The 16,066-nt window shown below is 54.6% G+C and carries 14 protein-coding genes; 10 read left to right on the top strand and 4 right to left on the bottom strand.

Annotated elements, in window-relative coordinates; translation table 11 throughout:
- Positions 1-50: 50 nt before the first annotated feature.
- From VQ830_RS22705 to atzD, 3 genes are all read left to right on the top strand, one after another.
- Complete coding sequence (locus tag VQ830_RS22705) at positions 51-968, top strand: LysR family transcriptional regulator (RefSeq protein ID WP_337270433.1); 918 nt, start codon at positions 51-53, stop codon at positions 966-968.
- 183 nt (positions 969-1,151) lie between these two features.
- Entirely contained in the window at positions 1,152-2,039 is an 888-nt protein-coding gene (locus tag VQ830_RS22700) for a LysR family transcriptional regulator (RefSeq protein WP_337270432.1), read from the top strand.
- A gap of 187 nt (positions 2,040-2,226) precedes the next feature.
- The gene (gene atzD, locus VQ830_RS22695; RefSeq protein ID WP_337270431.1) at positions 2,227-3,285 is read left to right on the top strand and encodes a cyanuric acid amidohydrolase; all 1,059 of its coding nucleotides are present in this window, start codon (positions 2,227-2,229) and stop codon (positions 3,283-3,285) included.
- A 31-nt stretch (positions 3,286-3,316) separates the two neighbouring features.
- On the opposite strand, the gene VQ830_RS22690 is transcribed toward atzD, so the two are convergent.
- Positions 3,317-5,944 (bottom strand): ATP-binding protein, encoded by a 2,628-nt coding sequence (locus VQ830_RS22690; protein ID WP_337270430.1) that lies wholly within the window; start codon positions 5,942-5,944, stop codon positions 3,317-3,319.
- A 237-nt stretch (positions 5,945-6,181) separates the two neighbouring features.
- Between VQ830_RS22690 and VQ830_RS22685 the strand changes: the two genes are divergently transcribed.
- From VQ830_RS22685 to VQ830_RS22665, 5 genes are all read left to right on the top strand, one after another.
- The gene (locus VQ830_RS22685; protein ID WP_337270429.1) at positions 6,182-6,718 is read left to right on the top strand and encodes a helix-turn-helix transcriptional regulator; all 537 of its coding nucleotides are present in this window, start codon (positions 6,182-6,184) and stop codon (positions 6,716-6,718) included.
- A gap of 35 nt (positions 6,719-6,753) precedes the next feature.
- Entirely contained in the window at positions 6,754-7,680 is a 927-nt protein-coding gene (locus tag VQ830_RS22680) for an alpha/beta hydrolase fold domain-containing protein (RefSeq protein WP_337270428.1), read from the top strand.
- Between the two features lie 138 nt (positions 7,681-7,818).
- On the top strand, positions 7,819-8,160 hold the full coding sequence (locus VQ830_RS22675) for a hypothetical protein (protein ID WP_337270427.1): 342 nt from the start codon (positions 7,819-7,821) through the stop codon (positions 8,158-8,160).
- A 253-nt stretch (positions 8,161-8,413) separates the two neighbouring features.
- The gene (locus VQ830_RS22670; protein ID WP_337270426.1) at positions 8,414-9,292 is read left to right on the top strand and encodes a helix-turn-helix domain-containing protein; all 879 of its coding nucleotides are present in this window, start codon (positions 8,414-8,416) and stop codon (positions 9,290-9,292) included.
- Positions 9,293-9,466: 174 nt separating this feature from the next.
- Complete coding sequence (locus tag VQ830_RS22665) at positions 9,467-10,942, top strand: mechanosensitive ion channel domain-containing protein (RefSeq protein ID WP_337270425.1); 1,476 nt, start codon at positions 9,467-9,469, stop codon at positions 10,940-10,942.
- A 327-nt stretch (positions 10,943-11,269) separates the two neighbouring features.
- On the opposite strand, the gene VQ830_RS22660 is transcribed toward VQ830_RS22665, so the two are convergent.
- Positions 11,270-12,463 carry an MFS transporter gene (locus VQ830_RS22660; RefSeq protein ID WP_337270424.1) on the bottom strand — a complete coding sequence of 398 codons (1,194 nt, stop codon included), beginning with the start codon at positions 12,461-12,463 and terminating at the stop codon, positions 11,270-11,272.
- Between the two features lie 103 nt (positions 12,464-12,566).
- On the opposite strand from VQ830_RS22660, the gene VQ830_RS22655 reads away from it, so the two are divergent.
- Positions 12,567-13,460, top strand: coding sequence for a LysR family transcriptional regulator (locus tag VQ830_RS22655; RefSeq protein ID WP_337270423.1), 894 nt, complete (start codon positions 12,567-12,569; stop codon positions 13,458-13,460).
- 54 nt (positions 13,461-13,514) lie between these two features.
- Here VQ830_RS22655 and VQ830_RS22650 read toward each other — a convergent pair whose 3' ends face one another.
- Positions 13,515-14,075, bottom strand: coding sequence for a helix-turn-helix domain-containing protein (locus VQ830_RS22650; RefSeq protein ID WP_337270422.1), 561 nt, complete (start codon positions 14,073-14,075; stop codon positions 13,515-13,517).
- 683 nt (positions 14,076-14,758) lie between these two features.
- Here VQ830_RS22650 and VQ830_RS22645 point away from each other — a divergent pair.
- On the top strand, positions 14,759-15,634 hold the full coding sequence (locus tag VQ830_RS22645; protein ID WP_337270421.1) for a sensor histidine kinase: 876 nt from the start codon (positions 14,759-14,761) through the stop codon (positions 15,632-15,634).
- 14 nt (positions 15,635-15,648) lie between these two features.
- Here VQ830_RS22645 and VQ830_RS22640 read toward each other — a convergent pair whose 3' ends face one another.
- A complete protein-coding gene (locus VQ830_RS22640) occupies positions 15,649-16,032 on the bottom strand; it encodes a response regulator (protein ID WP_337270420.1) in 384 nt (127 codons plus the stop codon).
- Between the last annotated feature and the right edge of the window lie 34 nt (positions 16,033-16,066).

Below are 16,066 nucleotides of genomic sequence, written 5' to 3'. Positions count from 1 at the left end.
CTCCAAAGGCGGTATCGATAATCATATGAAATCCGCATAGACTGATCGTTATGGCGAACAATGAAAACCTCCCTAGCTTTGACGATCTTTCGGTGTTCCTCGACATCTGCGATACGGGGGGCTTTCGTAAAACGGCCCAAAGAATGGGGTTGTCGCCTTCGTCCGTCAGCGAAAGGCTCAAGCGCCTGGAGCAGAGCCTTGGCGTGCCGCTCCTGACGAGGACGACAAGGAGCATATCGCCGACTGATGCAGGGCAGCGTCTCGCGGACCGGTTATTGCCGCTCTATCAAGAGGCGCGCGCGGCTCTGAACGATGCAGCCAGCGCGCATCTGGCCATCCGCGGGCTGCTGAAGCTGAATGTGACTGGAGCCGTCATGGTGGATATCCTTCCATCACTGGTCGACCGTTTTCTCAAGGCGTATCCCGGCGTGCGAGTGGAACTGGTGGTAGAGGATAGGCTCGTGGACGTCGTGGCCGCCGGATGCGACGCGGGCATCCGTTATGGCGAGCATCTTGCCCAGGACATGATCGCCATACCAATCGGACCGAGGATGCAGCGAACAGGTCTCGCGGCGGCGCCATCTTATCTAGCGCGGAATGGATGCCCCACCCATCCTAGCGAAATGCGAGATCATGACTGCATTCGCCTCAGGTTCTCCAGCGGCGCGTTTGTACCATGGGAATGCGAGCAAGGCAGCGAGTCTCTCAATGTGGACCCGCAGGGTCGATTGATCGTCGGCGTCGATGCAGCCTCTGCCGCCATAGACCTTGCACGCGCTGGTCAGGGCCTGATCTATACGTTCGAAAACTGGCTTCAGCCGCATTTCTTATCTGGTGAACTCGAACCTGTCCTCCCGGAGTGGTGGATGACGTTTGAGGGCCCCCGCTTGTATTTCTCCCGTAGGTTTATGTCTGCGCCATTGAGAGCGTTTGTCGACTTCATCAAGATGGATGCAGGACGCAGCTAAGCGCATCTTCCGCGCGCTGCTAATGCTCAACGTAGTCGACAGTCGAAAGAAAACGAAGACTCGCCTTCCCTAGTGTCGGCATTTATCGTAGCGAGAACTCCAGTAACAATCGGTGTCCATGGTCTCTGCAAATATCAAATGCCACAAGCCGCATAAGCAAGCAGGCTGCCTTTGGAGAACGGATTGAAGCTGGAACTTGCGTCGCGTGCGTTGGTCTATTTTGCGTCGGTTGCCAAGCATGGATCTATAAGAGGCGCCGCGACCGTACTAAATATCTCAGCATCTGCCGTTAACAGGCAGATCCTCGACCTTGAAGCAAGCATGGGCGTTGCGCTGTTTCAGCGCCTGCCGCGCGGCATGCGGCTGACCACTGCAGGCGAACTGCTACTCGCCTATATTCAGCGCACCAACAGAGATTTCGACGTCGTCAAATCGCAGATCGAAGAGCTTCAAGGTCTGCGGCGCGGTACCGTGCGCATCGCCTTGATCGAGGCTGTGGCTGAAGCGACGGCCGAGCAAATTGCGATATTCCGCCAACAGCACCCCAAGATCTCGTTCGAGTTCAAAGTGATGGGCAGCGTTGAAGTCCTCGCGGCGGTCGCGCGAGAAGAATTTGATCTCGGCATCGCTTTCAATCCCCCGGCCGACCGAAAATTCTACACCTTGGCCGAGACCCGTCAGACGCTTTGCGCGGTGATGGCCCGCAACCACCCGCTTGCCGAGCGTGACGGGCTTCGACTTTCGGACTGCTTGGAGTCTCCTATTTTGCTTGGCGATCGCAGTTTCGGTGGACGAAGCTTATTGGATGCCATGGCCGACGGCACGACCATCAACCTCCAGCCGATCGTCGTTGGGAACTCTATCGCCGCAATGGAAATCATCGTTGCCGCCTCAGAAGCGATCTGCTTCCAGATCGAAATCGGCGCCCGCACCAATGAGATTATCATCGCGCGCCGTCTGCGGGATCCGTCGTTGACGGGTCGGCTCGTCCTTGGCATGAGAAGGGGCCGCCAGTTGCCTGCGATCGCTGCAGTGCTCATCGAGACGCTCAGGGCGACGCTCTTCTCCTAGGCATAGCAACGCCCTGACCGTTGCGTTTTTCCGCACGTTCGGTTCCGAAAATGCTGCTTGTGCGGATTTCCTCCCGGTTCAATAGTCCAATCAAGAAGCCTGCACCGTCGGCAGTCAGCACCTTGCGGTAAGGTTGCTGAACAAGATGATGGCTTCTCCCAACAGCAATTTGACCAGGAGCGTTTCTATGCCGTCCATGCGTGCTGCCGTTTATCGCGTTGCTGCTGCCGGTCCGGATGACGTCTCCGGTGTCGAGGCGCTTTTTAAAGACCGGCTCGATCCAAAAGATGTCGTCGCCATCATGGGCAAGACCGAAGGCAATGGTTGCGTCAACGACTTCACGAGAGGCTTCGCAACCAAAAGCTTTGAAGCGCTTTTTGCCCGCTATGGCGTGTCAGGCGTGTCGATTGTCATGTCAGGCGGCACAGAGGGAGGTTTGTCGCCCCACTGGACAATCTTCGCTCGGAGCGAAGTGGAAGAAGATGCCGCCTGGGCTCTGGCGATCGGAACTGCACGCACGCAAGACCTGCCGGTAGCGCAACTTGGGCGAAAAGGGCAGGTCGAAACGGTTGCTGCGGGGGTACGAAAAGCGATGGCCGATGCCGGCATTGACGATCCGGCCGATGTCCATTTCGTCCAAATCAAATGCCCTTTGATCACTCTTGCGCAGGCGAATGAAGCCGCCGCAAGGGGAGAGTCGCCGGTGACCCGCGATACGCTGAAGTCAATGGCCTTTTCGCGTGGCGCGTCCTCTCTCGGGGCTGCCGTTGCCCTGGGGGAAGTTGATTTAGATGATTTTACCGATGCCGATATATGCAGTCGGTACGAGCTTTTCTCAGGCAGGACATCTGCATCTTCGGGGGTAGAGCTTCATGATCACGAGATCATCGTTCTAGGCATGAGCCGTCGCTGGTCCGGACCGCTTTCGATCGATCATGCCGTTATGGCTGATGCAATCGACGCCGGGTCTGTCAAAGCGACGTGTGACCGGTTGCCGGCGGGATCCATTGTCGCCGTTCTCGCCAAGGCTGAAGCCGATACCTCCGGAAACATTCGCGGCAAGCGGCACACCATGCTGGATGATTCCGATATTGCCAGCACACGGCATGCGCGTGCATTCGTGGGAGGCGTCCTGGCAGGTTTGTTCGGAATGACGGATATTTACGTATCAGGCGGCGCGGAACACCAGGGACCGTCCGGTGGCGGACCAGTATCGATCATTCTTCATCGAGAGATATCAGGTTAATCAGGGTCGCTGGTGCTGTCTAATCAGCAGTTCACGAAGGATATGACAGAGAGATCCTCGCCACCCAAGCTGCTGCGCCTTGTTGTTCAGCAATTGCTTGGGCAGCTTCAAGCGCCTGTATATTTATGCCTGACGGCTCGTCAGCTGTGACTGCCGCCAGGCGAAGGAGTTCAGGTCCACACCAAAGGCTACCTTCAGTATTATGTCTTTCGAGAAGGTTTGGCGTAAAGGCATCAGGGCTTAAGGTTGCGAACACTTCCGCCTGCATTGCTGTGGCATCCTTGGGAAATACGTTTTTTCCTTCCAAAACGGCCGCGAAACCATCTGCCCAAACCTGCCAATGACGCAGACCTCGTTTGGTGGTGCGGCCCATAAGATGACTGTTCCACTCTTTTGCGACATCAAACCGGCCGCACCACAGAGCTGTCGGAATGCATCCAATCGCCAAGCCGTAACAAATCGAAAGATCATGATCGAGCGAAAGAGCATCGGCGGCACAATCCTTTGCGAGCGAAAGCGCTGCATCGGCGTCGCCCATGATCCAGGTGATGCGCATAAGCAAAGCTAGCACCGCCGTCTTGCCGTCAACCTGTGCGTGGTTGGTGTGATTGGCGCGAACGGGAGCATCGTCACCCGCGATGACCTTCATCAGGAGTTCGAGGGCCTGTCCCTGATTGCCTATGAAGTGATGAGAGAGCGCAAGCATATGGTCGGCAGTCTGGATGTTCGCCAGCACACCGCTCGTATAGGCAGGTCCTTTGAATCTCTCGGCAAGACCTAAACTTTCCCTATAGTTACCGAACAAAATTGCCCGAGCCCAAAGACCCCATACGGCTCTCAGCTTATGAGCGGGAAGATCCAGTTGGTCCGCGATCTGAGCTGCCCGAAGGAATGCTTCATTCATTTCCTCCGTTGGGCCTGCCGTATGCCAAAGCGCGTGACCATAGGTTGCCTGAAGTTCTAGCTCCGCAACAGAACCAATGAGATCGGTGCCCACAATCGCGTCAAGAGCTCGGCGAGCCATCGCCAAATATTCAGAGGGAAGCGAAAGATGAAACCAAAGCGATGCAGACGCGATGATTAGCTCTACGCCAAGCTTCTTGTCCCCTGTGGTAAAAGCCCAGTCAAACACGGCGCGAAGATCATCGACCCGCCAGCTATTGGCAGCAAGCCATTGCACTGGATTTTCTCCATCCCAGGCAATCGTTTCCGACGAGAACAGCTTTAAGCATTGTTGCGCGTGCCGTTGCATCACCGTCTCAAATTCCGGCCCTTTGCCAAGCTTTTCCGCGGCGTAAAAACGTGTCGTATCCAGCAAGCGATAAAGTGACGAACGATCGCGCCTGTCCATCGTCACAAGAGATTTGTCGACGAGCGCTGTTAGCGCATCGAAGACCACAAAATTTTCGGTGCCAGGTCCCGAACAAGCTGCAATCGCTGCGTCAAGCTCGAACGAAGAGCGGAACACCGATAGACGCCGAAAGACGGCTTTTTCGCTCTCTGAAAGAAGTTCATGGCTCCAGTCGAGCGTTGCGCGAAGTGTTTGCTGGCGCGGCATTGCCGTCCGACGGCCCTTCGTCAAAACTGAAAAACGGTCATCGAGCCGCTTGGCCATTTCCTGAACGTTGAGCAAGTCCATGCGTGAGGCGGCCATTTCCAACGCAAGTGGAATACCGTCAAGCCGTTCGCAGATATCGAGCACCGCGGAAAGGTCGTCATCGTGGAACTCAAAGCTGCTCGAACTCGCTGCGGCCTTAATGCAAAAAAGCTCGACCGCAGAATAGTCAAGAGCTTGTGCTGCAGTCATCCCTGGCCGATATGCCGGTGTGACCAAGGTCTGCAGTCTGAAAATCGACTCACCTGCCGCCCGAAGAGGCTCGCGGCTCGTAATCAATATGCTGACCTTCGGAGCAGCCTGCAAAATGGCTTCGGCCAGCTGTGCGACGGCGTCAACGACATGCTCACAGTTGTCGAAAACGATGAGAACAGCCTGCGAAATAAGGGACGAAATGATCCCTTGTTCTGCCACCCCCGCTACGGGCAGTCCCAATTGGCTCGCGAGGGCCGATACAACCAAGCTCTCGTTCGCCAGTGGCGCCAAATCGACAAAGCACCCCGCGACACCTTGTTCCGCCACGACTTTGTGCGCAACAGCAAGGGCAACCGTTGTTTTGCCGATGCCACCTGGCCCTGCAATCGTCACTAGCCGTCTTTTTGGAAAGAGATCCGCCAATCCTTGAACGACCTCGTCACGACCAATGACCTGACCAAGGTTAGTGGGAAGAAAGAGCGATAGAGGTTTTGTTTCGACATCTGCCTTCGGAATGGAAACCGCTTCGTTTGCAAGAACGGGGACAACCCACCTATAGCCGCGCCCGGTCTCATTTTGGATGAAACTGATGCCCTCAGCGCTCTCCCCAAGAGCTTTGCGTAAAGCAGAAAGATGGACGCGCATCGCGTTTTCATCGACCGTTGCGTCTGGCCACGCGCGTTGCATCAACTGGTCTTTGGTAACCAGCTCACCGGCTCTTTCTACCAGCAAAATAAGCAGTTCGAGCGCTCTTGCCCCAAGTCGAACGGGTTCACCATTGGAAAACAGCGCCCTTTGCGCAATCGAGAGTGTGAATCTGTCGAATGTGTAGGTGGTGCGGTCTTGCATTGTCGTCCGTTGATCATCGCAGTTCTGGACGTACGTCTTATCAATCTAGGAGCCTGCCGTCCTTGCAGAGAATTGCTTTTCTTGCACAAAACGACTGTGCATCGGAGTCCCGCAAACAGGCTTTATCGGCGTTTGCAACTCTTCACAAAGCTTAATTCACGGTGCTGGGCCGGTCAGCGATAGATGTTGGTCAACGACAACACATCGTTCACATCAACCCGCCGAAAGGAACTTCCGATGTCTTTCAATCGCGCTACTGAAGCAGGTCCAATTTCACCCGTGGCACTCAGGGATTTGCCCGCAAGCATTGCATCCACGTTGACTGACCTTCTTGATCAAGCCGGCTTTGAGGTAGATCGCGATATCGATGCAGTTCGGGCGTGCCTCGAAAAAGCGCGAGCGCTCCTTCGATCGGAACGAAAGCCGGAGCAAGCCTGCGGTTTGGCACCATGGCAGATGAAACGCGTGAGCCAGTTCGTTGAAACGCATCTCTCCTCGACGATCCGTTGTGAAGATATGGCTGCTCTTTGCCGTTTAAGTGTGAGCCACTTTTCGAAGTCGTTTCGCCAAAGTTTCGGTATTCCTCCGCATGCCTATGTTCAAAGACAGCGCGTCGAGTTGGCTAAAAAGCTTTTAAGCGAGGGGCACGAGCCGCTTGCTCAGATCGCACTGGAATGCGGGCTCGCAGATCAGGCGCATCTTTCGCGGCTGTTTCGACAAGCGACAGGAGAAACGCCGAGCAGCTTCCGCCGTCGTCTTGCCTATACAGACTGATCTTCAGCCGAAACCTTACAAAAAGTCATCAAAAAATGCCGGTTCATATCACGCCCGCCTCCGCCAACCCGGTTCTGGATACGCTGACCCAGGAATTCTTGGACCGTTTTCCAGGCCCAGCAACGAGCATGGAAGAAATGCGACAACGGATGTTGGATACTTCTGCTCCACCTGTTGGGGACGTGGAGGTGACGAACATCGCGCTCACTCCCGATCAGATCAGGGCCTCTCTTATGCGGCCGAAGTCTGTAAGTTTGATGGGCCCAGTCCTTGTCTTCTTTTGTACGGCAAGAGGAGACGAACAAGGTCAGATGAACGCTGTGGGCTTATGCCGCGCTCTTTCTGTCAGCAGCCAAATGGCAGTTCTTTGCTTGGATACAAGCCAGGGGCAATTGTCGGTCCGGGTCGCCCGCGCGCTGTCAGCTGTTTCAGAAATCCAAAAAAGCGGTCGCGCTCTTGGACTTGATACGTCGCGCATCGCCGTCGCAGGCGATGGTGTTGGAGCAAACATTGCGGCCATTGTTTCGATGATCGGCAAAGATCTCCCAGATCCGTCTATAGCGCTACAAATCCTCTTCAATCCCATATTGTCCGCGCAGCGCGAAACGCCTTCCTTTCATGCGTTTTCGGAAGGGCCATGGCTAACGCGCGCACTTATGTCTGAGATCTTCAGCGAGTTGGACGCAATCCGCAGCAAAGACCTTCCGTCTCCATCGGACGCTCGTGTTAGAGAGCTGGACGGCATGCCAGCAACGCTTCTTATAACAGCCGAGAACGACATGGCACGAGATGAGGCTGAAACGTTCGCGCTCAAGCTAATGCAGGCAGGGAACAGAGTAAGCGCTGTTCGCTTTCTGGGGACGATCCATGATTTTGCAGTCCTTGGCCAGCTCGCCGACACCCCGGCGGCTCAAGGTGCAGTGGCACAGGCTGCTGCGATTTTGAAAGAGACATTCAAATGATATCGTCTTGGTAAGCCTCTAAGCTCGAGCGCGGCATGATTTGAGTTGCACTTACTTCCGGCGCGAGGTGAGATGCCATACTGAGCGGACTGATCGGTTCTTCAAACGCTGGAAATAACCCTCTTTTAGGAGCGCATGATGGTGGACAAAATTGAAAAGGTGTCCGGGCCTTCCCCGTCAGCGCATACGCGTGTCGATACAAGCGTATCGCTATCCGAACCTGAGGCCGCATGGGTGGCCGAGCGTCAATCAATCATCAACTCCGAACTCGCCCAGCATGCGCGCGAACAGAAAGACGGCTCTTCCCGAGATAAGAACGACAATAAGTCGGATCCCCCGAACAGCGAGCATCATGATCATCAAAGAGACGCAGCCAATGAGCACAGCACCGAAGACCGTCTTTCGGGCGAAAGCGAGCGGATTGGCACTGGCAGTCTGGACGAGGATGTACCCTTCGGAGACCATGTAGGCTTTGTGTAGCGGATTCGACGAGACCATAACGCGCAAGGAAACGAGTAGCAGCAGCGATGTCAGTTTCTGATATTCCGGAGACGCGATCGAATGAGAGGCTCTTCTAACTGCGGTACAATGAACGTGTGAACTGCTATGTCCAATCCTGGACGATGCACAATTTATTTTCATCCATGAGGGTCTCAGATAGCTAGAGATCTTACTTTGACATGCGCCCCACGATATGGAAAATTTGTCTCATTCAACGGGCCCAAAACGACCTATGAGCAACAGTGCGACCAACCGTGATCGCGACGTGTTTGGCTGTTCGAAGTTAACTCTCGACCAGAATAAGCATTTTGTCGGCGCGGGCATTCACTTCCATATCAAAGGCGGCGACGGCGGGGCGCCCGGGCCAGTTCATGCATTGGCCTCATCGACGAACTACTTGGTCGGCATCTCGATGACGGCTGGCCATAAACGCAGAATCCGGCACGAGCATCATCATGAGAGCTATGACTTTGCGGACAAAGATCTCTACATCAGAACGCTCGATGACAATTATCGCGCCGAGCTCACCGGCAACTTCGATTTTGTCCTAATTGAAATCGAACCGTCTGTTTTGTCGAGATTTGCAGACGAGGCCAACGTCGAGGGACTTTCTGAGCTAACCAGGACAATCGGCCGAAATGATCCTGTCCTCGGCGGATTGGTTGCAGCTCTGAAGCTGTCGCATGGGAGCGACCTGATCAAAGAGAGCCTTGGGGCCGCAATTGGCAATCATTTGATTGGAACATATGGCGTCGTGTCACGCCGCCGACGAGTTGCCCGCGGAGGCTTGTCGCGCAGGAACTTAAATCTTGCGAAGGAGTTGATCCTGGCGAGACTCGATTTAGGGATCTCCGTCGGCTCGCTCGCTGATGAATGCAACATGTCGCGCTCCGCCTTTGCCAGAGCATTCAAAGAGAGCACAGGCAAAACGCCCTGGCAGTGGATCACAGAGGCTCGTCTTGAGCGTTCACAGATCCTACTCATAAATCAGGAGCTTTCTCTGGAAGACATTGCAGCCAGTTGCGGATTTGCGGATCACTCGCACTTCACCCGCGTTTTTGCCGCTCATAGAGGAGAGCCGCCAAGCACCTGGCGACGCAAAATGATCTGAACAATTTCTCCTAGCGCCGACTTAGCGTGGGCCTGCAATCCCTGCGTTGCTGTTCCCCGCTATGGCGATGATGGCCTCATCAATTCGAAAATGAAGGCGGACAAATCTGATATAAGCGTTCAAGACGCAAATGCCCGCACAGCTTAGTTTCGGCTGTCATTATTGGGCTTTGCTATGGTTTATCTCGTCAATCCTGTTTTGCAATTGGTCGTTTTAGCAGGTGCATTCGCTGCCGTTCATCTTGCTGCTACGAGTCGCTCGTTTATCTTCTTCGCGCATACCGTTCTCTTTGCCCTGCTGACGGGCGTCCTGGTTTTTCAAGGCATCGAGCCCTATTCGACAACCCAACATCCTGACGGAACTTGGACTGTCGTGCTTTATGGAGCCGCGAAAGCCATTTGGTGGATCGGCGGCGCATTGATGCTCATCAGCTTCGTCAGGCTTGTTCTGATTTTCGAAGAACGTCCCAGAGAGGGGCGACTGGTCCAGGACCTGATTGCCGGGATTATCTACATCGGTGCAGGCCTTTCTATCGTGGCCTACGTCTTCAATATTCCGGTCGGCACTTTGATTGCTACCTCCGGTGTCATCGCGGTGATACTCGGTCTTGCCCTCCAAAGCACGCTTTCCGACGTTTTTTCCGGAGTGGCGCTGAATCTTGGGCGGCCCTATTCCATTGGTGATTGGATCATATTGGACACCGGAGTTCAGGGACGCGTCGTTGAGACGAACTGGCGTGCTACACATTTGCTGAACGCTACAAACGACCTTGTGGTTATCCCCAACAGCAATCTGGCGAAGAGCCAGCTTGTCAATCAAAGCAGCCCTGATGAAGCCCACGGAATAAGCATCGGTGTGAGGGTGATCACGAGCCGAACGCCGCTTCAGATCCAACACGTGTTTGAGACCATCGTTATCGGCAGTAAGCACACGTTGCGTGACCCGCCGGCCCTCATCACCTTGGGCGATATCGATGGACAGTCGATAGCCGTGGACCTTTCCTTCCGGGTCGCTGACGCAGGCCAGATCATCGCCGCTAAGAATGAGATGCTTGACCTTATATTTCGTCATCTCAAGGCCGAAGGCCTTCAACTCGTCACCACGACTGCCCTGCCGGCCTACATGCCGACAACGCCAGTCAATCCCATCGATCTTCCTGCAGATAGCCCGGCGAAGATCGTGCACGCGCTTCCGCTCTTCAGTTCATTGACAGCAGACGAGTTAAAAACCTTGTCGACCGACCTCTCCCGGCATCCTTACCCGCGTGGAACCGAGATCATTCAGCAGGGTGAAAGGTCCCCGACGCTCATGATCGTTGCTCAAGGAGTCGTCGCCGTCGAAAGAGACGACGGCGGCCGAAAGATCGAACTGAACCGCCTGTCTCCCGGTGACTTTCTCGGCGAGCGCGGTCTGCTGATGGGAGCGGCAGAGCCTGGAACAATCCGGACCCTTACAACCGCTGTTGTGTACGAGCTATCGGCTGAAAGTATTGCTAAGGTTTTACGCGATCGACCAGACCTCGCCGACGAGATCGGCTCTACCTTGTCCGCACGCCTCGATGCCGAAGCAGCGAGTGCTGGCGGGAGCTCATCCGTACAGCACCGCCCTCTGACCATCTCCAATAGAATTCGGCAGTTGTTTCAGCTTTAGGCCGATGCGCCAAGCGTCGTTCGACCGAACCGTTAACGAGGAAGCAGCACCGCGTTGGAGTCTCGTTGTCATCGTCAATGTGCGGAGCCGCTAATCACTTCCGTCCGCGCAGGCTGATCCTGCCTACCCTGCAACGACAAAAGTTTCCGGCGACCGTTACAGCCAATAACCGGAAACATAACCGCGGCAACCGTCAGATAAAAATCATTGGAAGAGAACGCTGATCAAAGCGCCCCTCTGGGCTATCTCGTGGAGGAATATGGCCCAGAGAAGTCCTGCCTACGACCGCCGCCCAGTCCAATTTACAATGATCTTTTTATCTCCGTTTTACTTGGCGTGGCTGAACTTCGATGTCGATCTTTGACCAGCGGCCTTCAGTGCTAGCGCGATCAGCGGGAGGATGCCCCCGACAATGGTTACTCCTAGCCACGATCCGTTCTGCCAAGCCAGCGAGGCGATAGCTGAGCCCGCGGCTCCTCCAAGAAACATCCCCGTCATGAAGATTGTATTCAAACGGCTCCGGGCATCGGGATTAAGTGCGTAGATGATATGCTGGTTGGAAACCAACACGCTCTGGATGCCGAAGTCGAGAATGATGACGCCGATTACCAGCGCGACGATCGACGCCCATGTTCCAAAGATCATCCAGGCGGCAATCGTCAGGACAGTTCCGAGCCAAACAACGAAATGCGGACCGCGCTTATCTGCAATGCGGCCTGCTACCGGGGCAGCAAAAACTCCCACCGCACCCACGACACCGAACAATCCTGCGACGTCCGCTCCAAGCGCGAAATTCGGCCCCTGCAGATAAAGAGCGAGAATGGTCCAGAACGCAGTGAAGGAAGCGAACAGCGAAGCTTGAACCAGTGTCGCTGTTCGTAGCGACGGATGATGCCTCCACAACTGGCCAAGTGACTTGATCGCGCTCCCATATTGCATCCGTGATGTGGGCGCATGAGCGGGTAGTATTGCAAACATCATGACCGCCGCAGCCAGCGCCAGCGGCGCTCCAATCCAGAACATCTCGCGCCAGCCCGCATGCTCACCCACGAAGCCCGATAGGGTTCGACTGAAAAGAATACCCGAAAGAACGCCAGCCATCACGGTACCAATGGTCGAACCGCGCTTTTCGGCGGCAGCCAATGATGCCGCGAAGGGCACGATCTGTTGGGCGACAGTGGAGCTTGCTCCAACAACAAGCGAACTGATAACCAGCATCCAGGCGGATGATGACATTGCTGCAAGCGACAGTGCTCCCGCCAATATCACAAACTGTGCGATGATCAGTTTTCGCCGTTGAACGAGGTCACCGAGCGGCAGCAATAGAAAGAGTCCGACAGCATAGCCAAGCTGGGTCGCCGTAGGCACCAGCTCAGCTGCGGATTGACCTCGGAAGTCAGCTTCGATGATGCCGAGCATCGGTTGGTTGTAGTAGATATTGGCGACCGCAATGCCACTGGCAATGGACATGGCCAAAAGAGCGGTTTTGCTCAATGCGCTACTTGTTGTTGAGGATGACATTTCATGAGCCTTTCAAGCTACGAGGACGTGAAAAATGTAGCTTTGCATCGCCAGTTGTTTTAGTTGTGGATATTGATCTGCCAGTTTATCGAAATCAGTTATAATGAACACAGATGATCTTGCTGTTTTTGTCGGCTCGGTTGCCTCCGGAAGCATTTCGGAAGCCGGTAGGCGCCTTGGCATGATGCCGATGGCTGCAACGCGTCGGCTCTCCGCGTTGGAGACAGCTCTTGGCGTTCGACTCCTCAATCGAACCACGCGCTCGCTATCCCTAACGGCGGAAGGAGAAACATTCCTCCCATTTGCTCAGGCAATTGTTGACAACGAACAGCAAGGTCGAGCACTTGTTCGATCAGAGACGATGGGAGCAGCGGGCCTCCTTCGAGTTTCAGTTCCCGTCGCACTGGGACTTAAAATCGTCCCCCCGTTGATCCCGGCGCTCCTGCATGAGCATCCCGACCTTCAAATCGCGCTCGACATGAACGACCGGCTTCCAGACCTCACTGCGTCAGGAACTGATCTTGCCATTCGTATCGCGCGGCTGAAGGACAGCAGTCTTATTGCACAAAAACTGGCGGACAACCCGCGGACCCTGGTTGCCTCGCCTGACTATCTTAGTCGCCGAGGAACGCCCCACTCTTTGGAAGAACTCTCGCATCATGATTGCCTTCCCATGGCAGGTGCTACGCATTGGACCTTCAATTCGCAGGACGGTGAGACGCATTTTCGTGTCCCCTCGCGGTTTTCATCCACCAGCATCGCTGGATGTCATTCCGTGTGCCTTGCCGGAGCCGGGATCACTCTCTTATCAGAATGGGCGGTCGCTGACGATTTACTTTCCGGCAGGCTTCGGCGCGTGGTCCTTGATGAGGCAAAACCAGAGCAGATTGCAATCTGGGCGGTTTATCCCACCACGCGAAACGTTCTGCCCAAGGTGCGCGTGTTCGTGACGGCGTTACGACAGGCTCTGCAGGCCACGCCTTCTGTCAACATGTAGCGATCGCGACCAGGAAGGTCCTCAGTGTCATCGGCATATTCAATACCAGGCGTCCTAAGCTGACATCGCCAGCTCATAACTGGCGCTAAAACGGCGCCAAGCGCTGGGTGTTGTTCCGGTGGCCCTGCGAAAGATCCGGGAAAGATGAGCTTGGTCCGAGAGGCCGCAGTCCAGCGCAATTTCGCTCAAACTATCGTTGCTGTTGGTCATTCGGTACTTTGCATGTTCGATGCGGCGGCTGACGATATAGTTATGAGGCGACATAGCAAAGCTGACTTTGAATGCGGCGGAAAAGTAGCTCGTGCTCAGACGGACCAGTTCAGCAAGCTCGTCGAGCGAAATCGCGGTCGAAAGATTATCTTCGATATATTTCCGCACGCGATTAATTTGCCATGGTGCGAGGCCGCCCGTTGTCACGCGCTTAACAATGCCCTCGGTGACGACATGCGGCGTGAGCAAGATAGATGCCTGTTTGATCAGATCGATTGCGGTGACCTCGTCTTTGTCGACCGTGGTAATCGCCTTGATAACCAGACGGGAGACTTCGTTCGACGCTTCGGGCGGAAGATGTTCCAGCTTCAGGTGGTGTGAAACAATAGCGGCGCTGAGAAGCATATTGATCTCCTAATGACCGAAAAACGTTTGCTGATAAGGTCATCTTCGCTGGATCGCACTCCATCCGAAATCGTACATTCATTGAATTTTCCAACACACCAGTCGTAGCCAATCATACCTTTGTATGATTGATCCCTAAAACCGGCGCCTGCAGGATTCGATAGATAACAAACATCCGGCGGTGGCATGCATGCGCATGATCTTGAATTGGGCCTACTCTTCTTGAACAATACACCAGCGTAGCACGATGAAGGCCTTTCAACGTAGAAGCGAAGTCGTTACCGTCGTATCGAGACCTGCAAGGTCTCAATCACACACTGGATGCCGAGAGAGCGTAAAGCTGTTGGAAGTGAGACATGCCTAGTGGAATACTCTCGCGTGGTGTCTTCGCTCACGCACCGTTCGCGGTGATAGAAATTGATCTTCGTAAGACGCGAGATTTGATCAAGAGTCCCGACATATCGTTTGATGACGATACATCCTGGGATCAAGCGCTCGTTAGATCTTTAACAAACAGTCTAGAAATACTTGATCTGAATGCAGCCGCGCGGTCTATCCTTTTGAGCCACGAAAAGCCGGCGCTAGAACACGTCTCACACATCATCCCAGAGACATTGGAAAAGCCCTTTGTCAGAGGGCTGTTAAGGCTTCTCAACGGATTGAGCTTTTCCATGGAAGGAATATTGAAGTCTCCCGACGGTTCGTTGTTCCCCGCGCACATATCCGGATGGAAGAATGGGCAATCCGGTCAACAAGACAGGGCCATCCTCGGGATCACAAAGCTTCATCAGTCGCGCGATAGCGAGACTTTCAACGTTCTTGGCGACATCGCCCATGCTGGGCGCATATCGATGCTTGGAGAAATGACGGCTTCGATCTCCCACGAAGTGAACCAGCCTCTTGGGTCGATCGTCACGAGTGCCGAGGCAGGCCTACGCTGGCTGAGCCACGAGCAGCCTAATCTGGGCGAAGTCCGAACGCTGCTCGAAAGAATTGCCAACAGCGGTAGACGGGCAGGAAATATTATTGCTGCTTTAAAGGGATTAGCACGCAACACAAAGCCCGACAGAAAGGCGGTCGATATAGCTGCTCTCATCGACGAAGCAGTTTTAATTCTTCGATCGGATTTGAGCCATCGTCAGATTGCACTGCGCCTTGAGCTTGCTCCCGACCTTGTGCCGGTTTGGATTGATCGGACTCAGATACTACAGGTTCTCGTCAATTTGGTCACCAATGCAGCTCAGGCAATGGCAGACGGGCAGGCCTGGAACCGGACGCTTGCTATCAGAGCGCGTAAAGACCAACGACGCGTCACTGTAGAGGTCGAAGACAGTGGTCCGGGTGTCGATCCGAAGGTGCGCGAGCGCTTATTCGAGAGCTTTTATACAACCAAAATAGGTGGGGTCGGCATGGGGCTGGCAATATGCCGCTCTATCATAGAGGCTCATGGCAGCACGATTGAACTTCAGTCGTCGCAGTATCTTGGCGCTCAGTTCAGCTTTTCGCTTCCGACAGAGCCGGATGCAGACGGTTTAGCTGCTCGGCCGCTGCTTGCATAGCAGGTTACAGACAGTCAAACGGCACCCCGGCGATAGTCACCGGCCTTATCTAGATTGCGACTCAGGTCGTTCAAAGAGAACGGCTTGGCGACAACTGAAATTGCCCCGCTTGCATAGGCCCGTTCCTCCAAACTTGGCTCCATTCTGCCTGTCATGAGGATAACCGGTAGACCTTGCTCAAGCTCACCGAGTGCATGCGTCAACTCAATACCATCCATGAACGGCATATCAATATCGCTGATTATGCAAAAAAAGTCAGCCAATCTCGCGCGGTATAAGAGCTGCTCTGCCGAATGAAAGCATTCAGCTTCGTACCCCAGCGACCTTAAGAGACTACTGATCGCAATTGGAATATCTTCGTCGTCGTCTACAATTCCGATAAGTAAACTATAAGGCACCAGCGTCTCCAATTGCACCGATCACGGATGCCCA

Source organism: Oryzifoliimicrobium ureilyticum (assembly GCF_037199735.1).
In the GTDB taxonomy this organism is placed as follows: Bacteria; Pseudomonadota; Alphaproteobacteria; order Rhizobiales; family Rhizobiaceae; genus Rhizobium; species Rhizobium ureilyticus.
This window is presented reverse-complemented; position numbering and strand designations above follow the sequence as displayed.